Annotated in this window: 9 protein-coding genes; 4 read left to right on the top strand and 5 right to left on the bottom strand. The window is 59.7% G+C overall.

Annotated features, from left to right (window positions below):
- Positions 1-357: 357 nt before the first annotated feature.
- From ACIOWE_RS13380 to ACIOWE_RS13370, 3 genes are all read right to left on the bottom strand, one after another.
- On the bottom strand, positions 358-1,257 hold the full coding sequence (locus tag ACIOWE_RS13380) for a hydroxymethylglutaryl-CoA lyase (RefSeq protein ID WP_401391924.1): 900 nt from the start codon (positions 1,255-1,257) through the stop codon (positions 358-360).
- A 142-nt stretch (positions 1,258-1,399) separates the two neighbouring features.
- Positions 1,400-1,801, bottom strand: a complete 402-nt coding sequence (locus ACIOWE_RS13375; RefSeq protein ID WP_038362702.1) for a MerR family DNA-binding transcriptional regulator — start codon at positions 1,799-1,801, stop codon at positions 1,400-1,402.
- A 187-nt stretch (positions 1,802-1,988) separates the two neighbouring features.
- Complete coding sequence (locus ACIOWE_RS13370) at positions 1,989-2,918, bottom strand: LysR family transcriptional regulator (protein WP_095189900.1); 930 nt, start codon at positions 2,916-2,918, stop codon at positions 1,989-1,991.
- Between the two features lie 172 nt (positions 2,919-3,090).
- Between ACIOWE_RS13370 and ACIOWE_RS13365 the strand changes: the two genes are divergently transcribed.
- On the top strand, positions 3,091-4,320 hold the full coding sequence (locus ACIOWE_RS13365; RefSeq protein WP_401391921.1) for an acyl-CoA dehydrogenase: 1,230 nt from the start codon (positions 3,091-3,093) through the stop codon (positions 4,318-4,320).
- A 166-nt stretch (positions 4,321-4,486) separates the two neighbouring features.
- Here the strand turns inward: ACIOWE_RS13365 and ACIOWE_RS13360 are convergent, their stop codons facing one another.
- Both ACIOWE_RS13360 and xthA read right to left on the bottom strand, forming a co-directional pair.
- Positions 4,487-5,821 carry a substrate-binding domain-containing protein gene (locus ACIOWE_RS13360; RefSeq protein WP_401391918.1) on the bottom strand — a complete coding sequence of 445 codons (1,335 nt, stop codon included), beginning with the start codon at positions 5,819-5,821 and terminating at the stop codon, positions 4,487-4,489.
- Between the two features lie 267 nt (positions 5,822-6,088).
- Positions 6,089-6,901 (bottom strand): exodeoxyribonuclease III, encoded by an 813-nt coding sequence (gene xthA, locus ACIOWE_RS13355; protein ID WP_201237637.1) that lies wholly within the window; start codon positions 6,899-6,901, stop codon positions 6,089-6,091.
- A gap of 303 nt (positions 6,902-7,204) precedes the next feature.
- On the opposite strand from xthA, the gene ACIOWE_RS13350 reads away from it, so the two are divergent.
- From ACIOWE_RS13350 to ACIOWE_RS13340, 3 genes are all read left to right on the top strand, one after another.
- Complete coding sequence (locus tag ACIOWE_RS13350; RefSeq protein WP_201237638.1) at positions 7,205-7,855, top strand: N-acetyltransferase; 651 nt, start codon at positions 7,205-7,207, stop codon at positions 7,853-7,855.
- 65 nt (positions 7,856-7,920) lie between these two features.
- Positions 7,921-9,648, top strand: a complete 1,728-nt coding sequence (locus tag ACIOWE_RS13345) for an autotransporter assembly complex family protein (protein ID WP_401391914.1) — start codon at positions 7,921-7,923, stop codon at positions 9,646-9,648.
- Complete coding sequence (locus ACIOWE_RS13340; RefSeq protein ID WP_401391911.1) at positions 9,645-13,319, top strand: translocation/assembly module TamB domain-containing protein; 3,675 nt, start codon at positions 9,645-9,647, stop codon at positions 13,317-13,319. The genes ACIOWE_RS13345 and ACIOWE_RS13340 overlap by 4 nt, the downstream gene beginning before the upstream one ends.
- Positions 13,320-13,400: the final 81 nt, after the last annotated feature.

Raw genomic sequence — 13,400 nt, 5'->3', positions numbered from 1 at the left:
AACGATCCAACCGATTCGGGAGCTACCTGAAGGTAGTTTTATTGTTCTCTGCCCGGTTGCGGGTCACTCCTGAGAGCACCCTGAAAAGCACACCTTCTCCAAAAAAATCTGTTAGCTGCGTCTCTGCCGTGTTGTTTTTGTTATGTCAGAGTCGGTACGTCTTATTTTTATTGGTTTGCTGCTTTTTATTCTTGTTATGCCATAGAGATAGCAGAAGCCGTGCCAACTTTTAAAAATCCTTATAAATCAGTTAGATACGATTTTTAAGGATGTTGCGTTCCGGCAAAGCCAGACAATTTGTTTCCGTGTTACTCGTTTCTGCCCACGTTTTCGACTCAGCGGTAACACCGTAGCCACTCACTGTGCGCCGCGAGCCTTGGCCACGCGCGAACCGCTTGGGCGGCCGAGCACCGCGCTGATTTGCTGACCCGCGGCAATCAAGGCGTCCAGGTCGATACCGGTCTCGATCCCCAGGCCATTGAGCAGGTACACAACGTCTTCGGTAGCAACGTTACCGCTCGCGCCTTTTGCGTACGGGCAGCCGCCGAGCCCCGCAATAGAGCTGTCGAACACCGCGATGCCTTCGAGCAGACTGGCATAGATGTTGGCCATCGCCTGGCCGTAAGTGTCATGAAAATGCCCGGCGAGCTTGTCGCGCGGTACGTGCGCCGACACCACTTCGAACAGCCGGCGGGTCGCGCCAGCGGTGCCGGTGCCGATGGTGTCGCCCAGCGAAACTTCGTAGCAGCCCATCGCGTACAACTCGCGTGCGACCATGGCCACTTGCTCCGGCGCGACCGTGCCTTCATACGGGCAGCCAAGCACGCAAGACACGTAACCGCGCACGGTAACGCCGTGCTGTTGCGCCGCTTCCATGATCGGCGCAAAGCGCGCCAGGCTTTCGCTGATCGAGCAGTTGATGTTGCGCTGCGAGAACGCTTCGGACGCGGCGGCGAACACCGCGACTTCCTTCACACCAGCGGCGATCGCGTCTTCAAAACCGCGCAGGTTCGGCGCCAGTGCGCCGTAGGTCACGCCGGGTTTGCGCTGGATCTGCGCGAACACTTCGGCGGAACCGGCCATTTGTGGCACCCATTTCGGTGAAACGAAACTGCCAACTTCTATATAGCCGAGACCGGCGGCGCTCAGAGCGTCGACCAGTTGCACCTTGTCGGCCACGCTGATTGGTTGGGCTTCGTTCTGCAGGCCATCGCGCGGGCCGACTTCGATCAGGCGTACTTGGGAGGGGAGGGACATGGGCTGACCTGTTCTTTTGAATGCGTGGTGAACCCTTGTAGGAGTGAGCCTGCTCGCGATCACGGTAGACCAGTCAACATGACTGTTGAATGTGAAATGGCAATCGCGAGCAGGCTCACTCCTACAAAGGGATTTGAGTTGTTTACTGGATCGCTTGCTGGCTCTTCAGCGTTTGCTCCAGCGCCTGCACACAGCGCTCTTCGGCGGTGTCGAGTTCCAGCTTCATCTGCTCGATGTCGAGCAACTGCTGCTCAAGCTGTTCACGGCGCTCGCTGATTTTCGCCAGCATGCTGTTGAGCTGTTTGGTGTTACCGCTCGACGGATCGTAGAGTTCGATCAGTTCGCGGCATTCGGCCAGCGAGAAACCGATGCGCTTGCCGCGCAGAATCAACTTCAGGCTGACTTTGTCGCGCGGCGAATAAATCCGTTCCTGGCCGCGACGCTCGGGGCTGAGCAGGCCTTGTTCTTCATAAAAACGGATCGCCCGGGTGGTGATGTCCAGCTCGCGGGCGAGGTCGGAAATGCTGTAAGTCTGGCTGCTCATGAAAGCGCTCGAAAAAAGGTCTTGGCGCTAAGCTAATGGCAGGTTGACGTTTACGTCAAGGGTGATGATCTTCGTTGTCAGTGCTGGCCTCTTCGCGAGCAGGCTCGCTCCCACAGGTTCTTTGGCATTCACAAATCCGGTGTGGGAGCGAGCCTGCTCGCGAAGAACGATAACGCGGTGAAAAACCTTACACCTTATCGAGCTTCTTCTCATGCGCCGTCACTTGCTGGCACAACTCGATCATCTGCTCGCGCATCCAGCGATTTGCCGGGTCCTGGTCAGTGCTTTCATGCCAGTACAAATGCGTCTCCACCGGCGGCACATCGTTGACCGGCAAATTGAATGCATGCAGTTCATGCCGCCGCGCAAAACGTTCCGGCACGGTCATGACCATATCGGTTTGCTGCATCACCTGCGACGCCATCAGGTAATGCTGCGAGCGCAGGGCGATCTTGCGCTGAATGCCCATTTTGCCCAGCGCCAGATCGACATAACCCAAACCACTGCGGCGGCTGGAAATGTGGATGTGGGTCAACGACAGATAATCATCGAGCGACAGTTTTTCCTTGCCCGCCATCGGATGGCCCTTGCGCATCGCACAGACGTACCGGTCCTCCATCAGCTTGACGTGGCGCACTTGCGGGTCGGTGTTGAGCGGTGCATCCACGGCAAAGTCCAGACGCCCGGCGGCCAATTCCTTGGTGGTCTCGCGGCGTTTGGACAGAAAGCTTTCGATGATCACCGTTGGCGCCAGACGGCGCAGACGCTGGAACAGCGGCGGCAAAATCACTGCTTCGGTGAGGTCGGTCATGCTGATGCGGTAGGTCTTGACCGCTTGCGCCGGGTTGAAAATCCGGCTTTCCTGAACCGACACCCGCAACAGCGATAGCGCGTTGCGCACCGGGCCAATGATGTTCTGCGCCATCGGCGTCGGCACCATGCCCTGGGCGGTGCGCACGAAGAGCGGGTCGTTGAAGGTTTCACGCAACCTTGCCAGCGCGTTGGACACCGCTGGCTGAGTGATGCCGACGATCTGTCCGGCACGGGTCAGGTTGGCTTCGGTGTAAATCGCGTCGAAGACGATGAAGAGGTTGAGGTCGACCTTGCTCAGATTCATAACGCGGCTTCTCTTGTTATTAAGGGCGGCTGTTTTAGGGGCTGACGATCACTGGATCATATATCGGTGATGAATGTTTATACACGCCGAGAATAGGCTAGGTAAATTATCAGCGCTGTTCTAGCATCGATTGCATGACCTAAACAACCTCTCAACAAGAAGGTAATTGCTCATGGATTTCGCTTATTCGCCCAAGGTGCAGGAACTGCGTGAGCGCGTGACCGCGTTCATGGACACTTACGTTTACCCGGCCGAAGCCGTGTTCGAACGCCAGGTCGCTGAAGGCGATCGCTGGCAGCCGACGGCGATCATGGAAGAGTTGAAAGCCAAGGCAAAAGCCGAAGGCCTGTGGAATCTGTTTCTGCCGGAATCGGAACTTGGCGCCGGCCTGAGCAACCTCGAATACGCACCGCTCGCGGAAATCATGGGCCGTTCGCTGCTCGGGCCGGAACCGTTCAACTGCTCGGCACCGGACACCGGCAACATGGAAGTGCTGGTGCGCTACGCCAATGAAGAACAGAAACAGCGTTGGCTCGAACCGCTGCTGCGTGGCGAAATCCGCTCGGCATTCGCCATGACCGAGCCGGACGTGGCCTCGTCCGACGCCACCAACATGGCCGCCCGTGCCGTGCGCGATGGCGACGAGTGGGTAATCAACGGCAAAAAGTGGTGGACCTCCGGCGCCTGCGATCCGCGCTGCAAAATCCTCATCTTCATGGGCCTGAGCAACCCTGATGCGCCACGTCACGCCCAGCACTCGATGATCCTCGTGCCGGTTGATACCCCCGGGGTAAAAATCGTCCGTCCGCTGCCGGTGTTCGGTTACGACGACGCGCCGCACGGTCACGCCGAAGTTCTGTTCGACAACGTGCGCGTGCCGTACGAAAACGTCCTGTTGGGTGAAGGACGCGGTTTCGAAATCGCTCAGGGTCGCCTTGGCCCGGGCCGCATTCACCACTGCATGCGTTCGGTCGGCATGGCCGAGCGTGCGTTGGAGTTGATGTGCAAACGCTCGGTGAGCCGTACTGCGTTCGGCAAACCGCTGGCCCGTTTGGGCGGCAACGTCGACAAGATCGCCGACTCGCGGATGGAGATCGACATGGCACGCCTGCTGACGCTGAAAGCGGCGTACATGATGGACACCGTCGGCAACAAGGTTGCGAAAAGCGAGATTGCGCAGATCAAAGTCGTTGCGCCAAATGTGGCGCTGCGGGTGATCGACCGGGCGATCCAGATGCATGGCGGGGCAGGGGTTTCCAACGATTTCCCGCTGGCCTACATGTACGCCATGCAACGCACCCTGCGCCTGGCTGACGGCCCGGACGAAGTGCACCGCGCGGCGATCGGCAAGTTCGAGATCGGCAAGTATGTGCCGAAGGAAATGCTGCGCAGCGAACGCTGATCCAGCACCGACTGTGGCGAGGGAGCTTGCTCCCGCTCGGCTGCGCAGCAGTCGTAAATCCGGACGACTCGGTATAGCTGACAAAACCGAGTTGTCTGGTTATGGGGTCGCTTCGCAACCCAGCGGGAGCAAGCTCCCTCGCCACAACGGCGGTTCAGCTTGCAGTTCAATACACCCACACCTCAACCCTTCGATTCTTGATCCGCCCTTCATCCGCGCTATTCGCCGCCACCGGCATCAACGCACCAAAGCCGCGAACCTCACGCAACACCACGCCGTTCTTCACCAATTCCCTTCGCACCGCCATCGCCCGCAACTTCGACAGCAGATCCGCGCGTGCCGGGTCGTCCTTGGCATCGCCAAAGCCCACCAGTGTCACCGCGCGATCGCTTTTGTCGTGGCGCTTTATATAGTCGAACACCCGCGCCAGATCCTGCCGCGCCTTGTTATCCAGGCTGGCGCTGCCTTCCTCGAAACGGAAATTCACTGTCAGACGCTGGGCATGACGGCTGAGGGATTGATAACCCTCGGGCATCAGCGAATTCGGTGCGACGCTCATGGCGCGCACGGTCTGACTGATAAAACCGTTGGCAGCGACGATTGTCTGGCCCTGACGGCTTTGCGCAAACGTCACCAGCGCCTTGGCCCAAGGATTGTTGCTGTCCGGCGGCAAGTAGAAGAACAGTCGGCGTGACAATGGATAGTCTTCGGTGGCGATCAGGTTGTTGAGCGGCAGCATCGATTGCGAGGCGCCATCGGCAATCGCCACGGCTTTGGCCTGACGCACGTAGGGCAAACCGATGAAACCGATGCCTTGCGGGTCGGTGCTGACGGCGTCGGACAATTGCTCACTGGATTCGAATCTTTTCGCGGCGCTGTTCAAATTCTTCCCACGACGGTTGAGGACCAGTTCCTTAAACGTGTCGTACGTGCCGGACTGATCATCCCGTGCATATAAATGAATCGCCCCGCCACGACCGCCAAGGTCTTCCCAGGTTTTCACCTCGCCGCTGAAGATGCGCGCCAGTTGCTCGGTGTCCAGTTGCTGCAATGGGTTATCGGGGTGAAGGATGATCGCCAGGCCATCGATGGCGATGACTTGTTCGGCGGCAGGGCTTTTCAGATCGCCCAGTGCTTGCAGGCTGAGCAGTTCGCTGTCCTTGATCTCGCGGGAAGCGGCGGCCAGGTCGGCACTGGCGTTTTTCAGCGCGGTGAACCCGGTGCTGGAGCCGTGCGCAGCGACTTCCACCACCACACGTTTGCCTTGGGCGGTCTGGCCGACGATGCGTTGTTCGTTGGCGGTGTCCGGGGTTTCGCGGTGGATTTTCAGCAGGCCTTGCTCTTGCAGCAAGCCTTCGACCAGCGCCGGACCGAGTTCTGCGCCAATCGTGTTGGAACCCTGAATGCGCAGCGCCGGGCCGTTTTCGGGTATCGGCAGGGCAGCGGCAGAGACCGTCAGCCATCCACTCAATAGAAAAACGCACAGAACACGCAGGGTCATGCCGGCACCGAATCAAGCCAAGGGGATTGCCGGGGAGATTAAGTCAGGCGCATGACCAAAACATGACAGTGATTCAATGTAGAGGAGCCTTTGTGGCGAGGGGATTTATCCCCGATGGGGTGCGAAGCGCCCCCAAAATTTTTCCTGTTAAACCGCATTCACAAGTTTTGGGTCGGCTTCGCCAACCATCGGGGATAAATCCCCTCACCACAGGTCAGCCGACCACAGAACCCCATTGTCAAGTGTGATTCTGTGGTGGCTTTAAGGTCAGGCCAGTTCAAGCCAGATCGGCGCATGATCCGAAGGCTTTTCCATCCCGCGCAATTCGTAGTCCACACCCGCCGCCTTCACCCGTGGCAGCAAACCGTGGGACGCCAGAATCACATCAATGCGCAGGCCACGCTTCGGCTCATCTTCAAAGCCACGGCTGCGGTAGTCGAACCAGCTGAACATGTCGGTCACGTCCGGGTTGAGGTGACGATAGCTGTCGGTCAGGCCCCAATTCTTCAGGCGCGCCATCCACTCGCGCTCTTCCGGCAGGAAGCTGCACTTGCCGGTTTTCAGCCAGCGCTTCATGTTGTCCGGGCCGATGCCGATGTCGCAGTCTTCCGGGGAAATGTTCACATCGCCCATCACCACCAGCGGCTGTTCGTTGTGGAACTGGCTTTCCAGCAGGGTTTGCAGATCGCTGTAAAAGCGCTGCTTGGCGGGGAATTTGGTCGGGTGGTCGCGGCTTTCGCCCTGTGGGAAATAGCCGTTCATGATCGTCACCGGCACGCCATTGGCGTCGGCGAACGTGCCCCAGATGAAGCGGCGCTGGGCGTCTTCTTCGTCAGTGGCGAAACCTTTGTGGATGGCAATCGGTTCCTGGCGCGAGAGCAGGGCAACACCGTAATGGCCCTTTTGGCCGTGGAAATACACGTGGTAGCCCAGGGCGCGCACTTCTTCCAGCGGGAACTGGTCGTCGTGGACTTTGGTTTCCTGCAGGCCGATCACGTCGGGCTGGTGTTTTTCGATCAGCGCTGCCAGCTGATGCGGACGGGCGCGCAGTCCGTTGATGTTGAAGGAAACGATCTTCATGGTCGGCAGTCCTGGCAAAAGGGCGATGCTAGCTGACATGTGGGATGGGGGCCAGTGTGGGGTGGGAGAAAACATTTTGGCCTGTGGGATGTGTGGTGCCTGTTCTGGCCTCTTCGCGAGCAGGCTCGCTCCCACAGGGTGAACACGATCGAAATGTGGGAGCGAGCCTGCTGGCGAAGAGGCCGGCGAAATCGATGAAGATCCTGAGTTGGGCTATACCTGTGGGGAACTGTGCCAACGCCAAAAGGTTCGTACCAACAAGAGCGCCGCCATTTGAGCCGTGCCCCGGGGAGAATCATCGTCATGCCTGAATCCCAGACCGCCATCGCCGACATTCACATGCTCGACCGTGGCTACTCGCGCGAAGCCCGATCCTTGCTGTATCAGGCCTATCGCCACGAACCGACCTTCGGTTATCTGTTCGAGGCCGAGCGCCCCGGTTATGAGCAGCGGGTGCGGGCGACGGTGCGCGAGTTGGTCAAACAACACTTCCTGCAGGACTTGCCGGCCATCGGCCTGCTGGTCAACGACCGCTTGATCGGCATCGCCCTGATCGCACCGCCGCAACGACGGCTGGGCATCACCGAAAGTTGGGCATGGCGCCTGCGCATGGTGCTCAGCACCGGTTTTCGCTGCACCCGCCGCTATCTGGAATATCACGATGCCGTGGCCGCATGCGTGCCCAGTGACTCGGTGCACATGCTGCCGCTGCTGGGCGTTCATCCGCAGTTCCAGGGCAAACACTTCGGCGAGCAACTGCTGACCGCCGTACACAACTGGTGCGCCGTGGACGAAACCTCGCAAGGCGTGGTGCTCGACACCGGCAATCCGCGTTACCTGGAGTTCTATAAAAGGCAGGGCTACGAAGAGATCGGCGAAGTGGCCGTCGGGCCGGTGCGCGAGCACGTGTTTTTTCACGCCAATCCGCAGGTGTTACAAACTGCAATGGCTTAGAGGTCGAACTTTACCGGCACCTCAGGCTCTATCACGCTCCCAAGCTCGTGATAGCATCCGCGCCTATGAAGTTTCCAGGAAGATTTACCAGTGGCGTGCTCATGCTGTTAACCAGCTGTGCGGCACTGGCGCAAAGTGAATTGGATGTGCGGATCAAACCGTCCAACGATGAACTCAAGGCCAATATAGAAGGCTATATCGGCAGCCTCGGCGATCGCGACGAAGAAGCCTTGCTGCGCTTCAGTCGCGGCGCCGAAGAGCAGGCGCGCAAGGCCGCCCAGGCGTTGGGCTACTATCAGCCGCAGATCGAAAGCGACGTCAAGGGCGGCGACAAGCCGCGTCTGGTGCTGAAGATCGATCCCGGCGAACCGATTCGCCTGCGCAACGTCACCATTCGTGTCGACGGCCCGGCGGCCTCTCTCAAATCCTTTCGTGTGCCGAACAGCGACGTGCTCAAGTCCGGCGCCGTGCTCAATCATGGCCGTTACGAAGACGCCAAAAGACTTATTCAGAATCAGGCTTCACGCTTCGGTTTTTTCAGCGGTCACTTTACTAGCCAGAAACTCCTGGTCGACCCACGCGCCGGCGTCGCCGACGTTGAATTGATCTACGAAAGCGGCCCGCGTTATGCGCTGGGCAAAGTCAAATTCGAAGGCGACACGCCGTTCGACGAAGACCTGCTGCAACGCATGGTGCCGTTCAAGGAAGGCGAGCCGTACGACTCCGAGCTGATCGCCGAACTCAACCGCGACCTGCAATCGAGCGGCTATTTCGAAGGCGTGCGCGTCGATGCCGCGCCGACTGCGGCAAAAAACGACGTGATCCCGGTGGACGTCAAACTCGACACGCGCAAGCCGCGCACCATGGGGCTGGGCCTCGGCTATTCGACCGACGTCGGTCCGCGTATCAAAGCCAACTGGACGCGCCACTGGGTCAACCCGCAGGGCGACAGCTATGGCTGGGAAGCCGAACTCTCGGCGCCACGACAAAACGTCGGGCTGTTCTATGACATTCCGCTCGACCCGCCACTGACCGACAAATTGCGTTGGGCCGGCGGCTATCAATTCGAAGATATCGACGGTTCCGACACGTTGAGCAAACTGCTGACCTTTGGCCCGGAATGGCACAGCAAGTTGCCCAGCGGCTGGCAGCGGGTGATCTCGCTGAAATGGCAGCGCGAAGAATATGAACTCGGCGACGACTCCGGCCTGAGTACCTTGCTGATGCCCGGCATCAGCTATTCCTATCTGAAAAGCGACAACCGTATCGACCCGCACAATGGCTATCGCCTTACGTTTGAAAGCAAAGTGGCTAAGGAGGGGCTCGGTTCCGACAACAACCTTCTGTATGGCACCGCGCTGGTCAAAGGCCTGACCACGGTGTTCGACAAACACCGCTTCCTCGGCCGTGTGCAGGTTGGCGGAAGCGCCACCAATGGCTACAACTCGGTGCCGCCGTCGCTGCGTTTCTTCGCCGGTGGCGATCAGAGCGTGCGCGGTTACGATTACCAGAGCCTGTCGCCGAAAAACTCCGACGGCGACCGCATCGGTGGCCGCTACATGGTCGCCGGCAGCGTCGAGTATCAATATTCGATTGCCGAGAAATGGCGGGTCGCGACCTTTGTCGACCAGGGCAATTCTTTCAACAAACTCGAACTGCCGAACCTCAAGACCGGGGTCGGTATTGGTGTGCGCTGGGTCTCGCCGGTAGGGCCGATCCGCCTGGACCTGGCCCATGCACTGGACGACGATGGCGGCATCCGGCTGCACTTTTCCATGGGGCCTGAGCTGTGAAGCGTGGTTTGAAAATTGCGGCACTGGCGCTGTTGGCGCTGGTGCTTTTTGTTGTCTTGAGCGTCGCCACGGTGCTCGGCACCCAGGCGGGCAGCCGTTGGGTGCTGGGTCTGGTGCCGGGCTTGAGCGTGGAAAACTTCCAGGGCCGGCTCGGCGGACAGTGGAGCGCCGACCATTTGTTGTGGCAGCAGGACAGCAGCCGCGTCGAGTTGCAAAAACCGATCTTCGAATGGTCGCCGCTGTGCCTGACCCGCATGACGCTTTGCATCGAACAGCTAAAGGCTGATCAAGTCATCCTGCAATTCCCGCCGAGCGACGAAACCACTGAAAGCGGTCCGATCAAACTGCCGGATCTGCAATTGCCCGTCGCGATCGAGCTGGGCGATGTGCAGGTCGGCAGCTTGCTGTTCAACGGCAGTGAGCAGCTCAAGGGCCTGAAGCTGGCGGCGCACTGGACGGCCAAAGGCATGCAGATCGACAGCGTGCAGCTGCAGCGCGACGACCTCAGCCTGAACCTCTCCGGATTGCTTGAGCCCACCGGCAACTGGCCGCTGAACATCGCTGGCGACTTGACCCTGCCGTCTCCCGGCACCGGCCCGTGGACGCTGGCATTGAAAGTTGACGGCGACCTGCTGAAAACCCTCAACCTGCACGCTGACAGCCGTGGTTATCTCGACGGCCAGTTGAGTGGCGAGCTGCAACCGCTGGCGGAAAACCTGCCGGCCAAGGTGCGCATCACCTCCGAAGCGTTCAAGCCGAGCGCCGATCTACCGGACACCCTGCAACTCAATCAACTGGTGCTGACCGGCGAAGGCGATCTGAAAAACGGTTATCAACTAAACGGCAACGCGACGCTGCCGGCGGATCAAGGCCCGGTGGCGCTGCTGCTTAAAGGCAAGGTCGACGCCAGCGGCGCGCAGATCGCCGGTCTCGATCTGACGGCCAACGACAAGCAAAGCCTCAAGCTCACCGGCAGTGTCGACTGGAGCAAAGGCCTCAGCGCCCAGGCCAACATCAATTGGCAGGATTTCCCCTGGCATCGGCTCTACAACGAAATTGACGAGCCGCAGGTCGCTTTGCGTACCTTCACTGGCGAAGTCTCCTACACCGACGGTCAATACATCGGTAACTTTGCCGCCGCGCTCGATGGCCCGGCGGGCGCGTTCAGCCTGAGCAGTCCGTTCAGTGGCAGTCTCAAGCAGATCGCTTTGCCGCAACTGCAAATGCAAGCCGGGCAGGGCAAGGCTGAAGGGCACGTCAATGTGCAGTTCGCCGACGGTATCGCTTGGGACACGGCACTGGAATTGTCGGCACTCAACCCGGCGTACTGGGTCGCGGAACTGCCGGGCACTTTAGCCGGCCCGCTGAAAAGCCAAGGCGAAATGAAGAACGAACGCCTTAGCCTGACCGCCGACCTCGACCTCAAGGGCAAACTGCGCGGTCAACCGGCCATCCTGCAAGCCAAGGCGGACGGCGCTGGCGAACAGTGGAACCTCAATGCCCTGCAAATCCGCCTCGGCGACAACAGCATCAGCGGCAAGGGCAGCCTGCAACAGAAACTCACCGGGCAGATCGACATCAAGCTGTCGCGTCTGGCCCAGCTGTGGCCAGAACTGCGCGGGCAGATCAACGGCCAGGTCAATGTCGCCGGCACGCTGAAGGCGCCGCAGGGCAAGCTTGATCTGCAAGGCTCGCAACTGGCGTTTCAAGACAATCGCCTGCAAAGCCTTAACCTCGACGCCACGCTCGACAGTGCGCAACGGGCAAAGATCGATTTGAAAGGGGCGGGGATTCAGGCCGGCGACACCTCGTTGGGCACGCTGACCGCCAGCGCTCAGGGCGATATCAAAAATCAGAAGCTCAATCTCGACCTGCTCGGACCGAAGCTGAAACTGGCCCTGGGTCTGGACGGCAATCTGGACAAGGGCAACTGGCGCGGTCGCCTGGCCAGCGGTGACATTCAGGCCGGCGGTCAGGACTGGAAGTTGCAAAACCCGGCGAAGCTTGAACGTCTTGCCGACGGCAAGATCAACTTCGGCGCTCATTGCTGGATGTCCGGCAGTGCCAGCCTGTGCGGTGAAGACCAACGGCTGATGCCCGATCCGAAACTGCGTTACCACCTCAAGCAATTCCCGATTGAAAGTCTGGCGCAATGGCTGCCCAAGGATTTCGCCTGGCAGGGCAAGCTCAACGCCGACCTGCAACTGGATCTGCCGGCCAGCGGCCCGAACGGGGTGATCAGCATCGACGCCAGCGGCGGCACCTTGCGCATGAAGGAAAAGGATCAGTGGCTGGACTTCCCGTATCAGACCCTGAAACTCACCAGCAAACTCACGCCCAAGCGCATCGACACCGACCTCAACTTCGTTGGCGGCAAACTCGGCGAACTGATGGTGCAGGCGCAGCTTAATCCGCTGCCGAAAAACAAACCGCTGAGCGGCTCGTTCCGTCTCACCGGGCTGGATCTGTCGGTGGCACGGCCGTTTGTGCCAATGGTCGAAAAACTCACCGGGCACCTCAACGGCAGCGGCACGATTTCCGGTGGCCTGCTGGCACCGTTGGTCAACGGCACCGTGCAACTCAGCGACGGCGAAGTGTCCGGTGCCGAGCTGCCGATGGAGTTGCAGGATCTGCAGCTCAAAGCAGTGATTGCCGGTGAATCGGTACGTCTGGACGGCGGCTGGAAAAGCGGCAAGACCGGGCAGGGCAGCCTCAACGGTAATGTTGCCTGGGGCCAGGCGCTGATGGTCGATCTGGCGCTTAAAGGCACGCAACTGCCGGTGACCGTCGAGCCGTACGCCAAACTCGAAGTCGCACCGGACCTGAAGATATCCATGGCCGACGATGAGCTGAAGATTGCCGGCAAGGTGCAGGTGCCGAGAGGCGAAATCACCGTGCGTGAACTGCCGCCATCGACCGTGAAAGTCTCCGATGACACGATCATCGTCGGTGCGCAGACCGAGGAGGGCAAGCCGCCGATGGCCATGAAAATGGACATCGATGTGGTGGTCGGCGAAGACAAGCTCAGCTTTGCCGGATTCGGCCTGACCGCCAACCTGCAAGGGCATGTGCACATCGGCGACAACATGGACACCCGTGGCGAGTTGTGGCTCAACGACGGCAAGTACCGCGCCTATGGCCAGCGCCTGACGGTACGGCGTGCGCGCCTGCTGTTCGCCGGGCCGATTGATCAACCGTATCTGGACATCGAAGCCATTCGTCAGACCGACGATGTCATTGCCGGTATTCGCCTGAGCGGCAGCGCCGAGCAGCCGACCACCCAGATCTTCTCCGAGCCTGCGATGAGCCAGGAACAGGCGCTGTCGTATCTGGTGCTGGGCCGTCCACTGAGCACCAACGGCGAAGACAACAACATGCTTGCGCAAGCGGCGTTGGGCCTGGGCTTGATGGGCAGTTCCGGGGTGACCAGCGGTCTGGCCAAAGACCTTGGCATTCAGGATTTCCAGCTCGACACCCAAGGCAGCGGTAACACCACCAGCGTGGTGGCCAGCGGCAACATCTCCGAGAAACTCAGTTTGCGTTATGGCGTTGGCGTGTTTGAACCGGCCAATACCATTGCGCTGCGTTACAAACTGAGCAAGAAGGTCTATGTCGAGGCGGCCAGTGGCGTCGCCAGTTCGCTGGATATCTTCTACAAACGCGACTTCTAGGTCGCGTGCTTGCCTTGACACCGAGCCGCTTGCATCGCTGGCAAGCCAGCTCCCACAGTTTTCTTTGGCGTACATGAATAT

It is taken from the genome of Pseudomonas sp. NPDC087598 (assembly GCF_044743525.1).
Taxonomy (GTDB): domain Bacteria; phylum Pseudomonadota; class Gammaproteobacteria; order Pseudomonadales; family Pseudomonadaceae; genus Aquipseudomonas.
This window is presented reverse-complemented; position numbering and strand designations above follow the sequence as displayed.